At 62.4% G+C, this 18,046-nt stretch carries 21 protein-coding genes; 9 read left to right on the top strand and 12 right to left on the bottom strand.

All coding sequences use genetic code 11. The features are described 5' to 3' along the window. Positions 1 to 8 precede the first annotated feature (8 nt). From SAZ10_RS03620 to moaB, 3 genes are read left to right on the top strand one after another with little or no spacing between them, the layout of a single operon-like run. Positions 9 to 194: a hypothetical protein gene (locus SAZ10_RS03620; RefSeq protein WP_318607812.1), complete on the top strand. Its 186-nt coding sequence runs from the start codon at positions 9 to 11 to the stop codon at positions 192 to 194. Beyond that, on the top strand, positions 181 to 1,110 hold the full coding sequence (locus SAZ10_RS03615; protein ID WP_412535156.1) for a 4-(cytidine 5'-diphospho)-2-C-methyl-D-erythritol kinase: 930 nt from the start codon (positions 181 to 183) through the stop codon (positions 1,108 to 1,110). Before SAZ10_RS03620 ends, SAZ10_RS03615 begins: the two co-directional genes overlap by 14 nt. Beyond that, complete coding sequence (moaB, locus tag SAZ10_RS03610) at positions 1,097 to 1,651, top strand: molybdenum cofactor biosynthesis protein B (protein ID WP_318607811.1); 555 nt, start codon at positions 1,097 to 1,099, stop codon at positions 1,649 to 1,651. Before SAZ10_RS03615 ends, moaB begins: the two co-directional genes overlap by 14 nt. 167 nt (positions 1,652 to 1,818) lie before the next feature. On the opposite strand, the gene SAZ10_RS03605 is transcribed toward moaB, so the two are convergent. After that, complete coding sequence (locus tag SAZ10_RS03605) at positions 1,819 to 2,547, bottom strand: NAD(P)-dependent oxidoreductase (protein WP_318607810.1); 729 nt, start codon at positions 2,545 to 2,547, stop codon at positions 1,819 to 1,821. 62 nt (positions 2,548 to 2,609) lie between these two features. On the opposite strand from SAZ10_RS03605, the gene SAZ10_RS03600 reads away from it, so the two are divergent. Beyond that, positions 2,610 to 3,086, top strand: a complete 477-nt coding sequence (locus SAZ10_RS03600) for a MarR family winged helix-turn-helix transcriptional regulator (protein ID WP_318607809.1) — start codon at positions 2,610 to 2,612, stop codon at positions 3,084 to 3,086. Positions 3,087 to 3,296: 210 nt separating this feature from the next. Further along, positions 3,297 to 3,809, top strand: coding sequence for an OsmC family protein (locus SAZ10_RS03595; protein ID WP_318607808.1), 513 nt, complete (start codon positions 3,297 to 3,299; stop codon positions 3,807 to 3,809). On the opposite strand, the gene SAZ10_RS03590 is transcribed toward SAZ10_RS03595, so the two are convergent. Further along, a complete protein-coding gene (locus SAZ10_RS03590) occupies positions 3,810 to 4,316 on the bottom strand; it encodes a glycosyltransferase (RefSeq protein WP_318608448.1) in 507 nt (168 codons plus the stop codon). A gap of 172 nt (positions 4,317 to 4,488) precedes the next feature. Between SAZ10_RS03590 and SAZ10_RS03585 the strand changes: the two genes are divergently transcribed. Both SAZ10_RS03585 and SAZ10_RS03580 read left to right on the top strand, forming a co-directional pair. Beyond that, a complete protein-coding gene (locus SAZ10_RS03585) occupies positions 4,489 to 5,643 on the top strand; it encodes a PA0069 family radical SAM protein (RefSeq protein ID WP_318608447.1) in 1,155 nt (384 codons plus the stop codon). Between the two features lie 147 nt (positions 5,644 to 5,790). Continuing rightward, positions 5,791 to 6,492 (top strand): ribonuclease HII, encoded by a 702-nt coding sequence (locus tag SAZ10_RS03580; protein ID WP_318607807.1) that lies wholly within the window; start codon positions 5,791 to 5,793, stop codon positions 6,490 to 6,492. 300 nt (positions 6,493 to 6,792) lie between these two features. On the opposite strand, the gene SAZ10_RS03575 is transcribed toward SAZ10_RS03580, so the two are convergent. The 9 genes from SAZ10_RS03575 to SAZ10_RS03535 form a co-directional block, all read right to left on the bottom strand. Beyond that, positions 6,793 to 7,272, bottom strand: a complete 480-nt coding sequence (locus SAZ10_RS03575; protein WP_318607806.1) for a F0F1 ATP synthase subunit B — start codon at positions 7,270 to 7,272, stop codon at positions 6,793 to 6,795. A 9-nt stretch (positions 7,273 to 7,281) separates the two neighbouring features. Continuing rightward, positions 7,282 to 7,854, bottom strand: a complete 573-nt coding sequence (locus SAZ10_RS03570) for a F0F1 ATP synthase subunit B (RefSeq protein WP_318607805.1) — start codon at positions 7,852 to 7,854, stop codon at positions 7,282 to 7,284. 70 nt (positions 7,855 to 7,924) lie between these two features. After that, positions 7,925 to 8,149 carry a F0F1 ATP synthase subunit C gene (locus SAZ10_RS03565; protein ID WP_318607804.1) on the bottom strand — a complete coding sequence of 75 codons (225 nt, stop codon included), beginning with the start codon at positions 8,147 to 8,149 and terminating at the stop codon, positions 7,925 to 7,927. 54 nt (positions 8,150 to 8,203) lie between these two features. Continuing rightward, a complete protein-coding gene (locus SAZ10_RS03560; RefSeq protein WP_318607803.1) occupies positions 8,204 to 8,953 on the bottom strand; it encodes a F0F1 ATP synthase subunit A in 750 nt (249 codons plus the stop codon). 41 nt (positions 8,954 to 8,994) lie between these two features. Beyond that, positions 8,995 to 9,396, bottom strand: coding sequence for an AtpZ/AtpI family protein (locus SAZ10_RS03555; RefSeq protein ID WP_318607802.1), 402 nt, complete (start codon positions 9,394 to 9,396; stop codon positions 8,995 to 8,997). 172 nt (positions 9,397 to 9,568) lie between these two features. After that, positions 9,569 to 10,756: a cell wall hydrolase gene (locus SAZ10_RS03550; protein ID WP_318607801.1), complete on the bottom strand. Its 1,188-nt coding sequence runs from the start codon at positions 10,754 to 10,756 to the stop codon at positions 9,569 to 9,571. Between the two features lie 114 nt (positions 10,757 to 10,870). Continuing rightward, positions 10,871 to 12,301: a ribosome biogenesis GTPase Der gene (der, locus tag SAZ10_RS03545; RefSeq protein WP_318607800.1), complete on the bottom strand. Its 1,431-nt coding sequence runs from the start codon at positions 12,299 to 12,301 to the stop codon at positions 10,871 to 10,873. A 9-nt stretch (positions 12,302 to 12,310) separates the two neighbouring features. Beyond that, a complete protein-coding gene (locus SAZ10_RS03540) occupies positions 12,311 to 12,976 on the bottom strand; it encodes a tetratricopeptide repeat protein (RefSeq protein WP_318607799.1) in 666 nt (221 codons plus the stop codon). A gap of 112 nt (positions 12,977 to 13,088) precedes the next feature. Beyond that, entirely contained in the window at positions 13,089 to 13,658 is a 570-nt protein-coding gene (locus SAZ10_RS03535; RefSeq protein WP_318607798.1) for an NnrU family protein, read from the bottom strand. A 357-nt stretch (positions 13,659 to 14,015) separates the two neighbouring features. Here SAZ10_RS03535 and SAZ10_RS03530 point away from each other — a divergent pair, with 357 nt between their 5' ends. Beyond that, on the top strand, positions 14,016 to 15,011 hold the full coding sequence (locus SAZ10_RS03530) for a polysaccharide deacetylase (RefSeq protein ID WP_318607797.1): 996 nt from the start codon (positions 14,016 to 14,018) through the stop codon (positions 15,009 to 15,011). A gap of 115 nt (positions 15,012 to 15,126) precedes the next feature. Here SAZ10_RS03530 and sbmA read toward each other — a convergent pair whose 3' ends face one another. Beyond that, complete coding sequence (sbmA, locus tag SAZ10_RS03525; protein WP_318607796.1) at positions 15,127 to 16,401, bottom strand: peptide antibiotic transporter SbmA; 1,275 nt, start codon at positions 16,399 to 16,401, stop codon at positions 15,127 to 15,129. A 584-nt stretch (positions 16,402 to 16,985) separates the two neighbouring features. Between sbmA and SAZ10_RS03520 the strand changes: the two genes are divergently transcribed. After that, the gene (locus SAZ10_RS03520) at positions 16,986 to 17,888 is read left to right on the top strand and encodes a LysR substrate-binding domain-containing protein (protein ID WP_318607795.1); all 903 of its coding nucleotides are present in this window, start codon (positions 16,986 to 16,988) and stop codon (positions 17,886 to 17,888) included. Positions 17,889 to 18,046: the final 158 nt, after the last annotated feature.

Genomic DNA, 18,046 nt, shown 5'->3' with positions numbered 1-18,046 from the left:
AAACAGGGATGCCACAGCTCATCTTACTTTTGCTGGTCTTGGCCGTAGCCTATCTGGGCTACAAGTCCTTCCTCCGCGAGGCCAACCGTGTCACGGCCAAGGTGCGGCGTGCCGAGAAGCAGGCGCGTACCGGCGCAACAGGGACGCTTGTCAAGGATCCCAAGACCGGCGAATACAAGCTTGCCAAGGACTAATCACCAGGAACTGGTGCTCGATGAAGGGCACGACCGGGCGCTCACCATCGAGGCTCCCGGAAAAATCAACCTTGCCCTCCATGTGGTGGGGCGACGGGAGGACGGCTATCACCTTCTCGAAAGCCTCACGGTTTTCACGCGATTCGGCGACCATCTCACCGTAGAAAACGCCGAGGCGGATTCGTTCGTTGCCACGGGCCCATTCGCCAAGTACATGCCGCTCGGCGATGATAATCTGGTGGTTACCGCCCGGGACAGGCTGCGCGCTGCCTTCCCGCTCGCGGACTGCCCGCCAGTCGCAATCAGCCTCGAAAAGAACATGCCTATCGCATCGGGTCTCGGCGGCGGGTCGAGCGACGCTGCAGCGACACTCATCGCGCTCTCGTCGATCTGGGACCTGACCACGACCAAGCGGGAGCTTGCGCAGCTCGGTCCGGCACTCGGCGCAGATGTGCCGATGTGCGTTGCCGCAAAGCCGTTGCTGGCCTCGGGCATCGGCGAGCGGATTGCCATGGTGCCGAGCTTTCCCGAATTGAGCCTTGTGCTTGTCAACCCAGGCGTACCGGTCCCGACGGCCAAGGTCTTCGGCGCGCTCGCAACCTATCAGAATCCCGGCTTGCCGCCGCTGCCCGAGCAACCTTCGCTGGACAGCCTGGTCGCCTGGCTCGGCCGCACGCGCAATGACCTCGAGGCCACGGCGCGCAGCATCGCGCCGGAGATCGACGATGCCCTGCATGAGCTCGGACTGACCGGGGCGCAAATCGCGCGCATGTCGGGTTCGGGCGCGACCTGCTTCGGGCTGTTCGAGAACGACCTCCAGGCGCAGGGCGCTGCCCGCCATATTCGCCGCGAGCGGCCGAATTGGTTTGTCGTCGCCACGCGAACCGGAGGAGCGGGACTGAATGTCGCGGATTGACGAGAGCCGACCCTTCATCCCCGTCCGAATCGCCGTGCTAACAGTCTCCGATACCCGCACGCTTGCGGAGGACAAGTCGGGCCAGACGCTCGCCGACCGCATTGTTGAGGCGGGGCATATTCTGGCGGTCCGCCACATCGTAAAGGACGAAAAGGCTGCCATACGCGAATGTGTCGAGGCATGGTCGACGGATCCCGACATCGACGTGGTCATCACGACCGGCGGCACCGGATTCACGGGCCGCGACGTGACGCCGGAGGCGCTGGAGCCGATCTTTGAAAAGCGCATGGATGGCTTCTCGGAAGTCTTCCACCGGATCTCCTACGACAAGATCGGTACTTCGACCATCCAGTCGAGGGCGACCGGCGGCGTCCTCAACGCCACCTTCGTTTTCGTCCTGCCAGGCTCGCCCGGCGCCTGCCGCGACGCCTGGGACGGCATTATCAAGGCGCAGCTCGATTATCGGCATATGCCCTGCAACTTCGTCGAGATCATGCCGAGGCTCGACGAGCATCTGAAGCGAGGCGGCAAAGCCGCTTGAGCTGAGCCAGCCTCGTCGAGGTCCGGCCGCGCCTAGATCGCGCACCATGCCGGTGGGAACGAAAGGGACCGCGCAGCCGGCAGAGCTCCTTGCCGGAGGTTGCGGTTTTGCCACAGACAACTGCCATTGCCTCCTGTTACGGACGTCTCTCCGGCCGGCCAATTCGGTCACTCTTGCAAGCGAAAGTCGGCGCGCCAGCCGAGCTCCTTGCGAGCTTTTTCTGTAGCAACATGATCGTTTTGGTCGGCGATATTGAAGATGCCCGTCGTGCCACGATCGAGCGCGAGCAGTGCGGCATAAGCGGCAGCATCCACGTGAAGGGCCGGTGGAATGGGTGCGGCATCGACGCCGGTTCCCGGACCGTAGAACCGGCCATAGCGAAGCACGACGCCGGCAAGAGGCGAGGCAAGCGTCCACTTCTCGAGTGCCACAACGCCTTTGACGGTGACGGCCAGGCCACCCTCCGCATGGACGTCCAGCGGATCGCTTTCGATATGAGGCTCTGGGCCCGGGGCATAGATCCAGGCGATGCTCTGCGCCACCAGCCGGCGCGCGCCTGCCGCGATAGCGGCGCTGACGAGGTTGCGAGTGCCCTCGTCCCGCACTCGGGCATTGCGGACCCGCGCCTCCGCCATGCGGCTGGGGTCAAGTCCTCTCGGCAGATCGGTGAGCTGATGGATCACTATGTCGGGCCGCGCGGCGGCGACCGCGCGGGAAAGCGCATCCGCATCGAAGACGTCGACCAGCGCCGGCTCGACGCGCAAGGCGCGCAGTTGTTCAGCTTTGGCTTCAGATCGGGTGGTGCCAGCCACCTGATGGCCGGCGCGAACCAGCAGCAGAGACAATCTTTGCCCGATTGCGCCTGCGGCGCCTGCCAAAAAGATCCGATGGGCCATCGCCAGCGCCTCATAAGTTCGATAATGTAAGAGTTCGAATATCTTATCAAAGCTCTGATATTATGCGCAAGTCTCGATCGTCATCCGTTCCAAGGCCCGGTGAGGGCAAACGTGGGAAAGAAGGCCATCTCGGTTATCTGCTGAGGCAGGCGGCCGGGGCATTTCGTCTTCGGGTGGAGCGTGCGCTGGCCGATCTGGATGTGACGCCGCCGCAGTTCTCGGTGTTGACGATGCTCGCGGCCTATCCTGGCCTGTCCAACGCGGAACTGGCTCGGCTTGCGCTTCTTACGCCGCAGACGGTGAGCGTGATCGTGGCCAATCTCGAGCGCGCGGGGGCATTGGTGCGCAGTCCGCATGCTGTCCATGGGCGCATCCAACATCTCGACCTCAGCGAGACGGGCCGAACTATGCTTGCCGCAAGCCGCGAGCGGGTTGATTCCCTCGAACGCGAACTGGCAGACGGCCTGTCGCCGGAAGAGGAGAAACTGATCAGGCGATGGCTCGTGGGCGTCGCAGTGGCTGATGCAGGGCGATCATGAGGTTGCGCCACGAGTTGCCTGCCAAGCTCGCCGCGAACACACCAGCTACTTGCCAAATTCGCACAAGTCTTGACCGGCATTGTTTCAAAACACGGTTACATGATGGCACTTGCTAGCATCGGCTAGAAACAAGCTGGACCTAGGAACTCCTCAGCAAGGCGGCGAAGTTCGCTGACAGGCGGGCATAGCGAGGCGAGTTGGAGGGGGACCATGGATCGAAATGCGCAGATTCGTGGCGCGCAGGAGCGCGTGATCGCAGTTTATCGGGAGAAGCCAGAAGCGGCATTCAGTTCGGTGCGGGCCAGCGCGCAGGTCGGCGAAGGCCTGACCTGCAGATTCCGTCAAGGCCACCACGAGGCAGTGATGGATATGAGCAAGGTCATTGGCGGCGACGAGAAAGGCCCGACGCCGGGCTTCTTCATCCGTGCGGGGCTAGCGGGCTGCATTGCCATCGGGATCAAGCTCACGGCGGCCCGCGAGGGAGTGGCGATCGACACGATCGACGTCGATGTCGAAATGGATTTCGACGACGGCGCCATGTTCGGCGTTGGCAGCAACACCGCCGCCCCGCTCGAAACCCGGTTCAAGATCACCCTGCAAAGCTCTGCGCCATGGGAAGAGGTGACCGCGATGGTCGATCGCGCACTGGCCGCCGACCCATATTTTCTCGCGCTCCGCGACGCTCAGAGCGTCAGCGCGCGAGTCGTCCGGGGAAAGGCGTAGTTACCCCTTCTTCGCAGGCGATATCCCCGCTGAAAGCCGCTTCACAGCCAGCCCTCGGGCGAGCGCCTCGGCGTTGCCGGCATTTTTCGCCAAGCCGAAAGCTTGCCGCTTGCTGATGACGAGCCCTTCGACAAGCGGCCGATTGGCCGAAAACAGGCGCACCAGAAAGGAGAGCCGATCATCGCGCGACCTCGAAAGGCGCGCCGGCATGGTCGATCTATTGACATGCGCCACGACCGGTTCCGTCCAACCCTCGACAAGCCGCGCTCCCGGCTCAACGAGCAACAGCCACTCGCTCTTGGCTGCCGTAATCGCGGCTGCAATTCCGCCGTCGGTGAGAAAATGGCAGCCTGCATGCTCGGCGACGTAACGTGTCTGGTCGGTCGAACCGAGATCGACCACGATCACTTCCCGCACCACGCCTTCGACAGCTGCGCCGATCAGCGAGGCAAGCGTGCGAGCCAGAGCCTCCTCGTCATCGCGCGTTTCGATCAGCACCGAGAGCATAAATAGCCGATTACCGGAATCCGGCTGTTCGCGCCAGTTGTGCGCTGCACAAAATTCCATCACCTACCCGACAGCGAAAAAGTTCTTGCTTTGTTCTCCTTCCGAAAATAGGAATAGTTTCATGAGAACAGCGATTCGACAGACCGCAGACACGCCTTGGGAACGCGCCAAGATGGCCGACATCGTGCGCGCCGACGCTGCAGCCTTCGGCAACGGAAAATCGCCGCTGGCGAACGCCATTGTCGAGGAGAGCGGCATCAGGGTCGGCGAAGAGCGCCGCCGGGGGCGTGGCGCAGGGCTCAATCCGACCGGGCGCTTCGAACCGATCACGCGCGATGTCTTTGACGACGGCTGGGGCGCGATCGAGGAGCTGCCGCCGTTCAAGACCGAGGTGCAGGTCGAGAAACCACGCACCATCATCACACGCAACGATTCTCCCGACATCTCTTTCGACCGTTCGATCAACCCTTATCGCGGTTGCGAGCATGGCTGCATCTACTGTTTCGCGCGGCCGACCCACAGCTATATGGGTCTCTCGCCAGGGCTCGATTTCGAATCGAAGCTTTTCGCCAAACCGGACGCCGCACGCCTGCTCGAGAGAGAACTCGGCAAGGAGGGCTATCAGCCGCGCACCATCGCGATCGGAACCAACACCGATCCCTACCAGCCGATCGAGCGAGAGTACCGCATCATGCGCGAGGTGCTGGAAGTGCTGGAGGCCTGCGGTCACCCTGTCGGCATCGTGACCAAGTCGGCGCTGGTCGTGCGCGACATCGACATTTTGTCGCGCATGGCCGAGCGGGGGCTCGCGAAGGTGGCGCTTTCGGTGACCACGCTCGACCGGCGGCTGGCGCGAACCATGGAACCGCGCGCCTCGACACCAACGAAGCGGCTGGAAGCCATGAAGGCGCTCAACGAAGCCGGGGTGCCTGCCTCGGTTATGATCGGCCCGGTCATTCCCGGACTGAATGACAGCGAGATCGAGCGCATCCTCGATTCGGCTCGGGCCGCCGGTGCGCGTGAGGCAGGTTACGTGCTGCTTCGTCTGCCGCTCGAGGTTGCACCGATCTTCAAGGACTGGCTGCTGCGCCACTATCCCGACCGCTACCGGCACGTGATGTCGCTGATCCGTTCGATGCGCGACGGCAAGGACTATGATTCGGAATGGGGCAAACGCATGAAGGGCACCGGCCCCTATGCCTGGCAGATCGGCCGCCGCTTCGAGCTTGCTGCCAAGAGGCTCGGCCTCAATCTCGAGAAACGGACGCTCAGGACAGACCTGTTCGTAGCGCCCGAGAAGGCAGGCAAGCAGCTGATGCTGCTCTGAACGACTGGCTGGCGCCGGCATCCAAGGCGCCTGCCTTCTTCCAATCCCGTCGGCCCGCCCCGCACTCAGGCCGACGGCGCCTCCCGCCTACCGCCCCTGGGCCAGGAGGCCTTGCGGAGAATCGGAGCCGGTGCGAGCATTGCCGCTATGGCTCGACCGCGTTCCGATTCTCCAACCCTTTTTGTGCTCGAAGATATCCGTCCGGATTTCTCGATCGAGCGGCGTGCGATCAAGCGCGGACAGTGGCCGGTGGCCGGGCTCGACGAGGCCGGCCGCGGCCCGCTCGCCGGGCCGGTCGTCGCAGCGGCAGTGATCCTTGACCCGAAGCGGATCCCCAAGGGACTCGACGATTCGAAGAGGTTGTCGGCAGAAGAACGCGAGAACCTGTTCGCGGCCATCCTGAAGAAGGCGCTCGCCGTCTCGTTCGCATCCTGCTCAGCCGAGACGATCGACCGCACCGATATCCGCAAGGCGAGCCTGGAGGCGATGCGGCGCGCGGCCTGCAGTCTGGCCATCACGCCTGCATTTGCCATTACCGACGGGCTGGATGTGCCGCAGGGCCTGCCCTGCCCCGGCGAAGCCTTCGTCAAGGGCGACCAGCGCTCGCACTCGATCGCCGCCGCCTCGATCGTTGCCAAGGTGATGCGCGACCGAATGATGGGCATGTGCGCCTCGCGCCATGCCCGCTACGGCTTCGAGTTCCACATGGGCTACGCGACCGAGCGGCATCGCGCAGCAATCGAGGCCGAAGGCGCCTGCGCGCGGCTACACCGCATGACCTTCTCACCATTCCGAATAGATGCCGAGATTATCGTGCAGGAAGAGATTGTGCTGGCCGACGCGGACTAGGGTGTGCCGCCAATCACTTGACGCAAGCGCCGCCCCTCACCCTTACCCTCTCCCCGTAACACACGGGGTAAAAGACGGTGTGAGGGGGCGTCATCGTTTGGGCAATCTCCTCCCCTTGAAAGCCTCGCAGAGACAGGGATTAAGCGCCAACGTTGAAGCCCCCCTCTCCCCGTCTTTTGCGAGGAAAGGGTAACGGTGAGGGGCAGCACCGGCGTCCGACGCTAGAAGAGCCCACCTTTGCGAGCGCAAAAAAGCCGCCTTTCGGCGGCTTCTTCATGAAACAGTCAGCTCGTCGGGCAGCTACTGCAGCTTGCTCTGAACCGCCTTGAGCGAATCCCTGAACAGATCCGCGCTTGCCTTCGCGTCGAGCTTGCCCGCAAGCACAGCACGCGCTGCCTCCGTGGCCACGTCAACCGCGATCGAGCGAACCTCGGCCACGGCGTCGCGCTCGGCCTGGCTGATCTTCAGCTCGGCGAGTGCGGCCCGGCGCGCGACATATTCTTCGCTCTTCTTGTGCGCATCCTCGACCAATGTCTCGGCCTCGCGCTTGGCCGCAGCGATGATCTCGCTTGCTTCCTGCTCGGCTTCCTTGCGCTTTCTCTGGTATTCGCCGAGCAACTGGTGCGCCTCTTCGCGCAGCCGCTGGGCCTCATCAAGCTCGTTTCGGATCTTGGCGGCACGCTCGTCGAGCGATTTGCCGATCATTCCCGGCACGCGGTAGTAGATGACCACGCCCAAGAAGATCACGAGCGCGATCAATGCCCAGAATGTCGCGTCCATCGCCGTCTCCTATTCGCGAACCGACTTCACTGCAGCGGCAACCGTCGCCTTGTCGACCTTGAGGCCGACCAGGCGCTCGACGATCACCGAAGCCGTGTCCGTCGCAATGCTGCTCACCTCGGCCAGAGCGGAGGACTTGATCCCCGCTATGTGAGCTTCGGCGTCGGCGAGCTTCTTCTCGAGCTCACCCTCGACTTGCTTGCGCTTGGCCTCAGCTTCGACCTTGGCCGAGTTGCGCGCGTCCTGACCGATGGAATTAGCCTTGGCGCGCGCCTCGGCAAGCTCCTGTTCGTAGGCCGCAACGGCGGCGTCAGCCTCTTCCTTCATTTTCGCGGCCTGATCGAGGTCGTGCGCGATGCGCTCGCGGCGAACATCGAGAATCGAGCCGACACGCGGCACCGCAACCTGCTTCAGGAACAAATAGAAGAGGCCGAAGATGATTGCCAGCCACAGGATCTGCGAAGGGTAGTGCGAAGGATCGAAGGGCGGAAAAGCCCCCTTGCCGTGCTCGGCCCCCTCTACTGCGGTGGACTGATCCAACGCCGGAGAGGCTTCGTGCGCATATCCCGGTGTCACAAACATCTCGCTTCCCCTGTCCACGAAGGTCGGCCGCTCAGTGCGGCCGAAGTGGCTTTCGAGCCGTCAGCTGTTCTCAGGTGAAGAGCAGCAGCAACGCGATCAGCAGCGAGAAGATGCCGAGCGCCTCGGTGACGGCGAAGCCGAAAATCAGGCGGCCGAACTGGCCGTCGGCAGCCGACGGGTTGCGCAGCGCGCCCGCCAGGTAATTGCCGAAAATTGCGCCGAGGCCCATGCCGGCGCCGCCCATGCCAAGGCAGGCGATGCCCGCACCGATTGCCTTTGCTGCTTCCACGTCCATGTCGAACTCCTTGTTGAACCAGATTCGTGATTGCGATTTCAGTTTTAGGCGCACTCAATGCGACGGATGGAGCGCGTCATTGAGATACATGCAGGTGAGCACCGCGAAGACGTAGGCTTGCAGGAATGCAACCAGGAACTCCAACGCGGTGAGCGCCACAGTCATAGCAAGCGGCAGCACCGCGCCGGCGACGCCGACTGCGCCGAAGGCCGCAAGCGATGTCACGAAGCCGGCGAACACTTTCAGCGTAATGTGGCCAGCGAGCATGTTGGCGAAGAGACGAACGGAGAGGCTGACCGGCCTCGACAGGAACGAGATCACCTCGATCAGCACCACCAACGGCACCAGCAGGCCCGGAACGCCGCTCGGCACGAACAGCTTCAGGAAGCGCAGACCGTGCTTCGCGAAGCCATAGATGACCACCGTCCCGATCACCAGCATGGCGAGCGCGAAGGTCACGATGATGTGGCTGGTGATAGTGAAGAAGTAGGGGAAGAGCCCGAACAGGTTGCCAAACAGCACGAACATGAAGAGCGAGAAGACGAACGGAAAGAACCGCATGCCGTGGCTGCCGGCCGCATCACGCAGCATATTGGCCACGAACTCGTAACTCATTTCGGCCATGGACTGCAGGCGAGTCGGCACCAGCGCGCGATTGGCCGAGCCGAAGAACAGGAAGGCGCCGGCCGCGATCGCAGCGGCAGCCATGAAAGCGGATGAATTGGTGAAGGACAAATCGACGCCGCCGATTTCGATCGGAATCAGTTTGGAGATTTGGAACTGATGGATCGGATCGTTCGACACGCTCTATCCCCTCGTCACGCTTCGACGCCGGAGCGCCGTGTTCAACTGGAGCCGTCCTTCCCGAACGGCGGCTGCGACCCGTGCTCGGCGACCATGCCGGCCGACCGCATCACGTTGAGGACACCCGCCGCAAAGCCGAGAAACAGGAAGACGATCAGTCCCCAAGGCTTGGTGCCGGCCCAATAGTCCAGAACCCAGCCGATCCCGACACCCACCACAATCGCGGCAACGAACTCGCTCGAAAGCTTGATCGCGTTGCCGAAGGAATTCTTCGACGATGGATTCTGAGCGTCCTTCCCGTCGCGACTTGCCGGCCGTCTCTCAGCTAATGTGGCTTCGAGCCGAAGCCGGCGGCGCTCCAGGTCTTCGTCGCCGCCACCGGTTCCAATCATCCGTTCCGAGCCGGGTTTTCCGGTTTCGTCTGGCCGACTGTCCTTGGCCACCGCAACCTCCCAGCCCGGGCCAGCCGATCGGCCGCTGCCCGCTTCAAAGTCGGGCGCAACATAGTTAGGGCGCTTGCGCCCGTCAAGCCATTGAGCAGCGTTGATATCGCAGCAAATTACTTCGCTAATTCAATATCTTATACAAGTGCGACAAGATGCGCCGACTTTCCGCTCAACTCCAGCCGCCGCCATAGGTGCGATAGAACAGGTGGCGACCGATTTGCTTCATCAATTCCATGGTGCGCGCCCAGCGCGGGCGAACGTAATTCGCATGGTAATGAGTCGACGATCCGACCTCGGGCAACCAGATCTTGCCGGCGGTTACGGCAAGCGCGACTTCCTCGGCTATCGCATAGTGCTCTGGGCTCTCGACGCGGTCCTTGATGCGGTCACAGGCGAAGGAGAACTGGCAGCGATTGCGCCACTTCTCGTTCTGATAGACAACCCCGCAGATCGTCTTCGGATAGGTCGGATTGCGCACGCGATTGAGCACGACCTGGGCGACCGCGGCCTGGCCCTTCACCGGCTCGCCGCGCGCCTCGAAATAGACCGCCGCGGCCAGGCAGCGTTGCTCCTGTGCCGAAAACACACCCGGCGGAAGAGGTTGGGAGACCCAGTCATGGTCGCCCTCCTCCATCGGCGGGATGAAGCGACCGTTGTTCGGATCGTCGTCCTTGAGCAACGTCTCGAAGGGAGAGGTCTTGGCGTAGTCAGGCTTGGCCGGCGCATAGGCGGTCGCCAGCACGTCCGGTTTGTCGTTGTTGACCAGCGCCTGCAGCACCGGTGGCAGCAGCGGGTCGGCCTTGGGCAACTCACGAGGATGGAAGGCCGCGGCGATGGTGATTTCCTTGCCTTTGATCTCGGGCTTCGCGAATGCCATCTTCAGCTCATTGTCGAGCCCCGGCTGAACCAGCATCGAGGTGCGCTTGAAGACCGAGCCAGCGGTGAACGCCTTCGGCGGCGCGACCAGCATCACCTTGGCAAGGCGTCCCTTCTTGCCACTGCGCACGATGCGGTCCTCATCCGGCGATGCGTCGGCGGCAATGCCCTTTCCGCGTAGCGCAACCGTGCCTATGCCCGGGGCGACGAGCCCGCCACCGGAGATCGTGCCGGTCGCCAAGCCTGCATCGGTGAAGGGCATTTCAGCAGCGTGTGTTGAGCCTGCAACCGCGCTCTCGACGAAGGACCCCCAACGTGCGCCGGGCGTCTCTGCACCTGAGACCAGGCTGCGCATGTCCTGGTAGGCCGTGACGGTCGGAAAGCCGAGCCAGATGCCGAATCCTACGACGATGCATGGAAGGAGCGAACGCTCGTTTCGGCGCGCGGCAAGGAGCTGCCGCAAGTCTACTCGTCGAAGCACTGATACCCTCTCCAGGACGCAACTTTTGACCCCATCCCTAGGTCAAAAATGGTCCATTAACCTTGACACGCCGTTAATGCGGAAGGCGGGGCGAGATTATGACCGTAAACGAGTTTATTTCCGGCTTTTCGCTTTCCCAGCGTAAGGGTTCTCGGAGCCGCGCAGCACCATGCGGATCGGCACGCCCGGCATTTCGAACGCCTCGCGAAGGCTGTTCGCGAGATAGCGGACATAGCTCTGCGGCATGGCTTCCGGCCGTGAGCAAGAGACGACGAACCCCGGCGGCCGGGTCTTCGCCTGCGTGACGTATTTCACCTTAAGCCGCCGCCCGGCGACCGCCGGCGGCGGGTGATGCGCAAGTATTCCCTCGAGCCACCGGTTGAGCTTGCCGGTCGAGACACGGCGATTCCAGACCCGATGCGTGCGGATCACCGAGTCCATCAGCTTGTCGAGGCCGCGACCCGTCTCGGCCGAGACCGTGACGGCCTGGACGCCACGAACCTGCGGCAAAAGCCGTTCGGTCTTCTCGCGCAGTTCGGCGAGCGTCCGCTGCGGCTCCTCGATCAGGTCCCATTTCGAGAAGGCGATCACCGGCGCACGCCCTTCACGAATGACGAGATCGGCAATCTGGAGATCTTGTTTCTCGAAGGGGATCGTCGCGTCGAACACGATGATCACCACCTCGGCGAAGCGCACCGCGCGCAACCCGTCGGCAACCGAGAGCTTCTCGAGCTTCTCCTGAACCTTCGCCTTGCGGCGCATGCCAGCGGTATCAAAGAGCTTTATCCTGCGGCCGCGCCAGTCCCAGTCGACCGAAATTGAATCGCGCGTGATGCCTGCTTCGGGCCCGGTCAGAAGCCGCTCCTCGCCGATCAGCGCATTGATCAGCGTCGACTTGCCGGCATTCGGCCGGCCGACGACGGCAATGCGCAGCGGCTTGGTATCGTCGTAAGCCGGCTCTTCCTCCGCGTCGGGATCGACATCCTCGCCCACCAGCGCCTCGGCGAACGCGCCCGGCGCAGCCTCGTCATCCTCTGCGAAGGCCCGTTCGTCGCCCAGAGCGGCGATGATCGCCTCCCTGAGGTCGTTCATCCCTTCGCCGTGCTCGGCGGAGACGGGCACAGGCTCGCCGAGCCCGAGCTCCCATGCCTCGAGCAGGCCGGCACCGGCGCCTCTCGCCTCCGCCTTGTTAGCGACGAGGACGACCGGCTTGCCGGAGCGCCGCACGATTTCGGCAAAGGTCTTGTCATCAGGAAGCACGCCACTCTTGGCGTCGACCATGAAAAGGATGATGTCGGCATCGCGGATAGCAATTTCGGTCTGCACGCGCATGCGGCCGGGCAAGGTCTCCGGGGCGGCATCCTCAAAGCCTGCCGTGTCGATCACCTCGAAATCGAGGTCGAACAGACGCGCGGTATGAACGCGCCGATCGCGGGTGACGCCCGGCGTATCGTCGACCAGAGCCAGCTTCCTGCCGGCAAGACGGTTGAAAAGCGTGGACTTGCCGACGTTAGGCCGGCCGATGATTGCTGCGGTGAACGCCATTGCCGGACATCAGGACGCTGCGCCCGAACCGCGGATCAGTTCGGACATCAACGTCGCGCGCTGTCGCAGGTTGGTGGGCGCGCCATCGTCGGAAGCAATCTGGTCGAAGAGCTGCAGCGCATCCTTGGCCTTGCCGGCCTTCCACGCTGCGAGGCCGAGCGCCTCGCGCGCGGAATTGCGCATTATGTTTGTGTCGCTGGTCAGCGGCTCGACGCGCTTGGCGACATCGTCGTAGCTGCCGTTGTCGACGAGGATGAACGCTGCCCTGAGCCTCGCCATGTCGCGGATCGCCTCAGGAACGGAGGTGTCGTTGGAGACCTCGTCGAACTCCTTGACCGAACCGGCGAAGTCGCCTTTTTCGGAAAGCACCGTCGCGGCACGCATGCGGGCAAGCAGCGGGTACGCGCCATAGCCCTCCTTCTGCAACTGATCGAGCGCCTTCAGCGCCTCGTCAGGCTTGCCTGAATTGGCGAGCTGGAGGGCGGCCGAGAAGTCGTCGCCGGATTTGCTGGCCCTGGTCTCCCTCCAGTACTGCCATCCGACATAGGCAGCCGTCGCCAGCACTATGATCACGGCCAAGGCAATGAAGGCCGGGCCATAGCGGTCCCAAAGGGCCCTGGCCTGCTCCTGGCGAAGCTCTTCATTGACCTCGCGGAAGAAACTGTCGTCCGACATGAAAAATACCGGTTGCGGGCCGCTGGCCCATTTCGTGAGCGAGCCTTTTAGCTGAATTTTGCCGGCATGGAAGGGGTTGCCCGAAAATCGCCCCTCTTGGTCACCTGCACGATCAGGAGAGCGGCGGCACGCCGATCAGCCACAAATGCAGTCTCCACACAAACAGGACGTAGAGAACCGCGCCCAGAGCGACGGCGAAGACATCCCATTTGACCGGCCCCGGCTGCGGCGCCTTTTCGCCGCGCCGGCCGACGGCAATGCGGTCGACTACGGCCCAGGCAAGGACGGCGAGGAAGAGGATCAGAGAGGCCAGATCGCCATTGGCGAGGAGGTGGGCGAAAGCCCAGATCTTCACGGCGACCAGCAGGGGGTGCTTCAGCACAGGCTTCAGACGCCCAGCAGGAAAAATGAACACCGCCAGCGAAATGAAGGAGAAGAACATCAACCCGACGGTAATGTGCTTCATCCAGATCGGGGGTTCGTAGAGGACCGGCGCAACCTCCCGTCCCCTTGCATATCCCCAGACAAGGAGGACAAAGCCGAGGATCGAGATCAGCGAATAGATGCCCTTCCAGGGCCCCTCGCCGATCACCGCGATCTGCCGGTCGCGCCATTCGGGCGCGGCGATGCGGACCGAGTGAATCCCGAGAAAGACAATCAAACCTAGAACGAGCGCGAGCATCACGACTACCCCGATGTCAAGCAGGATTCTCCGACGTTAGCACTGCATGGTAGCGCATCGGAGGGAAAAGCGCGTAGCGGTTTTCGGACAAATCCGACGTGCAAACAAAGAGCTGGATCTGAGCGGCGCGGCGGTCCGATTTGACAGCATGCCACTCGGACGCGGAGCGGCCGGCTTGCCAGTGCATCCAACCTCGGCCACATTCCGACCCTAAGCGGGCATTCATGGCTGTCTCACGAATCCCCGAACTGATTCCTTGTTTGTCGCAGGTTCGCATCGCAAGAACCCCGCGGCACTCTCGCAGAGCCTGCTCAGTGATTTGCCGTCTTATTTCAAACCAGTAGACCCCGATATCCGATGCCTCTTGCCTCCCGCGTTTTTACCGTGGCGCTCTCTGCCTGCGCGCTTTTTCCAGCTGCGGCCTTTGCCGAACCTCCCGCTCCGCCGACCCAATATGTGATCATCTCCTTCGACGGCGCCCAGCATGTCGAGCAATGGCAGCGCAGCCGGGCGCTGGCAGAGCGAACCGGCGCGACGTTCACCTATTTCCTCTCCTGCGTTTACCTGCTCTCGCCCGAGCACAAGCGCGAATACAAGGCGCCCGGCCAGAAGCCCGGCAAATCGAATGTCGGGTTTGCTACATCAAAGGAAGAGGTGGCGGCGCGCCTCGAACAGATCTGGCTCGCGCGGTCGGAGGGCCATGACATAGGCAGCCATGCCTGCGGGCATTTCGACGGCTCGAACTGGAGCCGCTCCGACTGGAATGACGAGTTCAAGACCTTCCGAAGGATCCTGGAGAACGCCTACGCAATCAACGGCATCGAAGGAGAGCCGGACGGCTGGAGGCATTTCGTCGACACGGAAATCAGGGGCTTCCGGGCACCCTACCTCTCGACCGGCAAGGAGCTTTATCAGGCGCTTGCCGATTCTGGCTATGCCTATGATGCAAGCGGCGTTTCGCGAGGCCCTGGCCAGCCCTCGGCCGAAGCCGGCCTCGTTCGTTTCGCGCTGCCGCAGATCCCGGAAGGGCCGAAGAGCAGGCCGGTCATCGCCATGGACTACAACATGTTCGTGCGCCACTCTGGCGGGTTCGAGCGCGACGACAAGGACGCCACTTTCGAGAACCGCGCCTACGAAGCCTTCCAGCAGGCCTTCCAGTCCGAATATAATGGCAAGCACACGCCGCTCGAGCTCGGCTTCCATTTCACCTTGATGAACGGCGGCGCGTATTGGCGGGCGCTCGAGCGCTTCGCCGAAGACGTTTGCGGCAAACCAGGTGTGGCCTGCGTGAGCTACCGCGACTACGTTGCCCGCAACCCGCAGTTTTCCGCCACGCTGAAAGCGGGCGGATAGAGCGGCGCTACGGCGCTCTATCTCTATTCGGCGCATCGGATTCGCCCGAAGGCCGCTGCGCAGTTTTGCCTGACGCGGTCCTTCGGTTCGATCTCAAGCCCTGGAGCCGCCCTCGCTATGCCTCGATGGGCTTGACCCCCGCGTCGGACTCCTTGCCCTTCATAAAGCGCTCGTCGATATCGGGCAACGGGGCGCCTTCCAGCGTCGCCTCGAAAGCACGCAGGCGCTTATGGACCGACTGCAGCTCGACGATGGTCGACCAAGAATTGAGGAGGAACTGGAGCGACCCGGTTACCCTGCCAAAGGCGTTTGATATCTGGCTGAATGCACCGAATGTTATCTTGTGCGCCACAAACGATGGCCCCAGTATCAACATAGAGAAGATGTTGTCGGCCTGAAGGTAGGTATAGCGCACGACATTGAAATAAATATAGTGGAAATACAGCCGGAAATAATTACGGCGCACGTTGTTGAACAACTCGGCTGTCGTTGCCGGCTGCGCCCTGTCCGCGTGATCTTCGCCGTAGACGAGTTCCTTGCGATAGGCCGCCTCCACCCGCTGGTTGCGGAATTGCAGGCCCGGCAGCTTCAATCCGGCCACCATCACGGAGATCGTTCCGAACAGACACCAGGCCAAGGCCGCGATAACCAGCGGCTGCGGAATCTCGCCCACGATCGGCAATTCGGAGATGTGAGCCTGCAAGGCAATCAGCACCGGCAGGAAGGCGATCAGGGTCATCAGCGACTCGACGAAGGAAGAACCCAGATCCTCCATGATCTGCGAGAAGCGCATCGTATCTTCCTGGATGCGCTGCGATGCGCCCTCGATGTGGCGCAGCTTGCTCCAATGGCTCACGAAATAGTGGTTCATCGCAGTACGCCAGCGGAAGATCCAGTGCTGGACGAGGAAGTTGTTGACGACCTGAACGTTCATTCCGACGAGCGCCAGCCAAGCAAAGCTAGCTAGTCCGGCGTAAAACTCTCCAGCGGTCGACTGTATGGTCCCCGACATCAATCCCTGAATGTAATCATAGAACGGACCGTACCAGGTGTTGACCGCAACGCTGACCTGCACGTTGAAGTAGATCAGGAACAGGATCACCGCGGTCATCAGGATCGACCAGTGCTGCCACGGATGCGGCGAGTACCAGCGCCAGAAGCCGTAGAAGGCGGCCACGGCCAAGAAGAAATAGATGTAGAACCACAGGAACGGGGCAGACCAGAAAACCGAGATACCGATGATCGGCGGCGTGCCGGCAACAGCGGGCGGCAGTCCGACCAGGGCACCCAACTGCTCGCCGCCGAAGAACCAGAACAGGATTGCGGCGAGACTCCAGACGGCGGCCGACAGGAAAAACAGCCGGGGCGTTGGAAAGAATGATACGAACACGTGGATACGTTCCTTCTAAGGCACTCGGCGGGCGCGAGGTCGCCGGCATAAAGTCACACTTCCGATGGGTTTGAAACGCCCGAACCGATCAGTCGGCGCGCACAATCGCGTCAATCATGGCAAAAATGGCGATGCGAGGATTACGAAAAGGTCACGAACCGCGCGCCAGCCCTACCTCCGAGGCGTTGGCGTGCGAAGCGGAGGACTGGTTCGGCGCAACCGGCGGTTCCGGTAGAGTCGGTCGATCAGCTGAAGTGGCTGATGGAAGACGGGGATGGCGCCGAGGAGTACGCGCCTTGCGTCTAGGCGCCGCAATCAGTTCTGTCTGGTTGCAAGCTCCTGCTAAACGAAAGATCGGCCAGCTCGCGTTCCGACATAGCATCAAGGGCCGGATGGGCGAGCGGATCGCGGAGACAGTCGGCCCTGCGCGCGCAGTCATCGTCGGAAGGCTCGATCGACAGCCCAAGCAGGCTTGAGATAATCTTTACCAACATATTCATCGTCTCGTGAGACGGATCCGGGTTTTGGCTCCGACGCCGCAAGATTCAATGCAGATTCCCTCGCCCACATTTTAGAAAAGCTAAATGAACCTCAACACTGTCCACCTCACCGGCCTGCGCGCTGTCGAAACCGTCGCCCGAACTGGCTCGCTGCAAAAGGCGGCCGAAGAGCTCGGCGTTTCGCCAAGCGCGGTGAGCCAACAGATCGGACGCACCGAGAAGCAGCTCGGCCGCCCGATCTTTGCGCGTACGTCGAACGGGCTCGTTCCCACCGAGTTCGGCGCTCTCTTCACGGCGAAGCTGTCGGCCGGCTTTGGGGAGCTCGCCGGAGCTGTAGCGATGGCAAGGCAGGATCAATTGTGCACGCTGGTCATTTCGGTCGCGCCGGCTTTCGCCTCTCGGTGGATGGTGCCCCGCCTCAGCCGCTTCTACGAGCATCACCCCGAGATCATGCTGAGGATCGACGCCTCGACGCGTATTGTTCACCTCGAGCGCTCGGATATCGACCTTGCGATCCGCATGGGTGACGGCAATTGGCCCGGCGTCGAAGCCGAGCTGCTCATCGCGCAGGAGATGTTCCCCGTCGCCGCACCTTCCATTGCGGCCAGGCTGCGCTCGGTCGAGGACCTTGCGAACGTATCGGTGCTGAGCGACTCCAATACGATGTTCAGCTGGGAGCGCTGGTTCGAGGGCGCAGGCGTAAAGCCGGTGAGACCGCAGCCGGGCGCGACATTCACCGACCCTATCTTGTGCCTGGAAGCCGCGATCGCAGGCCAGGGCGTCATGCTCGCCTGGCAATTGCTCGCAGCCGACGCGCTTGCCGATGGCCGGCTGGTCGCGCCGTTCGGGGTTCGAGCCGCCAGCGGCCTCGGCTACTACCTCGTCACGCCTGCATCCGGCAGCCAAGGCCGCAAGGTGGCCGCCTTCAGGCGCTGGGTGAAGGAGGAAATCGGGGCAACGATGGGGAAGTTCGGGATAGGGGAGTAGGGGAATAAGGGAGTATGGGAGTAGGAAATTTGTCTGCCGTGAAGAATTGCCAAGTCGCTGATTTGCAGTGGGAATTTGGGGCAGTCGAAGCTGCCGATTTTGCCGGAAAATAAGTCTTCGGCTGGGGATTCCTTGCAAAATGGATTTGTGATTCCGTT

Origin of the sequence: Mesorhizobium sp. BAC0120, from assembly GCF_033542235.1 — a bacterium.
GTDB lineage: Bacteria > Pseudomonadota > Alphaproteobacteria > Rhizobiales > Rhizobiaceae > JAWRCU01.
The sequence above is the reverse complement of the archived record's forward strand: the minus strand, read 5'-3'. Positions and strand labels throughout refer to the sequence as shown.

What these genes read in the sequence shown, in the direction of transcription:
- SAZ10_RS03605 (WP_318607810.1), bottom strand. Translation starts at nt 2,547, where the DNA reads ATGGCCCATCGGATCTTTTTGGCAGGCGCCGCAGGCGCAATCGGGCAA.
- der (WP_318607800.1), bottom strand. Translation starts at nt 12,301, where the DNA reads ATGGCGTTCACCGCAGCAATCATCGGCCGGCCTAACGTCGGCAAGTCC.
- SAZ10_RS03530 (WP_318607797.1), top strand. Translation starts at nt 14,016, where the DNA reads ATGCCTCTTGCCTCCCGCGTTTTTACCGTGGCGCTCTCTGCCTGCGCG.
- SAZ10_RS03600 (WP_318607809.1), top strand. Translation starts at nt 2,610, where the DNA reads ATGCGCAAGTCTCGATCGTCATCCGTTCCAAGGCCCGGTGAGGGCAAA.
- SAZ10_RS03575 (WP_318607806.1), bottom strand. Translation starts at nt 7,272, where the DNA reads ATGGACGCGACATTCTGGGCATTGATCGCGCTCGTGATCTTCTTGGGC.
- SAZ10_RS03540 (WP_318607799.1), bottom strand. Translation starts at nt 12,976, where the DNA reads ATGTCGGACGACAGTTTCTTCCGCGAGGTCAATGAAGAGCTTCGCCAG.
- SAZ10_RS03620 (WP_318607812.1), top strand. Translation starts at nt 9, where the DNA reads ATGCCACAGCTCATCTTACTTTTGCTGGTCTTGGCCGTAGCCTATCTG.
- SAZ10_RS03535 (WP_318607798.1), bottom strand. Translation starts at nt 13,658, where the DNA reads ATGCTCGCGCTCGTTCTAGGTTTGATTGTCTTTCTCGGGATTCACTCG.
- SAZ10_RS03520 (WP_318607795.1), top strand. Translation starts at nt 16,986, where the DNA reads ATGAACCTCAACACTGTCCACCTCACCGGCCTGCGCGCTGTCGAAACC.
- moaB (WP_318607811.1), top strand. Translation starts at nt 1,097, where the DNA reads ATGTCGCGGATTGACGAGAGCCGACCCTTCATCCCCGTCCGAATCGCC.
- SAZ10_RS03570 (WP_318607805.1), bottom strand. Translation starts at nt 7,854, where the DNA reads ATGTTTGTGACACCGGGATATGCGCACGAAGCCTCTCCGGCGTTGGAT.
- SAZ10_RS03595 (WP_318607808.1), top strand. Translation starts at nt 3,297, where the DNA reads ATGGATCGAAATGCGCAGATTCGTGGCGCGCAGGAGCGCGTGATCGCA.
- SAZ10_RS03580 (WP_318607807.1), top strand. Translation starts at nt 5,791, where the DNA reads ATGGCTCGACCGCGTTCCGATTCTCCAACCCTTTTTGTGCTCGAAGAT.
- SAZ10_RS03590 (WP_318608448.1), bottom strand. Translation starts at nt 4,316, where the DNA reads ATGCTCTCGGTGCTGATCGAAACGCGCGATGACGAGGAGGCTCTGGCT.
- SAZ10_RS03565 (WP_318607804.1), bottom strand. Translation starts at nt 8,149, where the DNA reads ATGGACGTGGAAGCAGCAAAGGCAATCGGTGCGGGCATCGCCTGCCTT.
- SAZ10_RS03585 (WP_318608447.1), top strand. Translation starts at nt 4,489, where the DNA reads ATGGCCGACATCGTGCGCGCCGACGCTGCAGCCTTCGGCAACGGAAAA.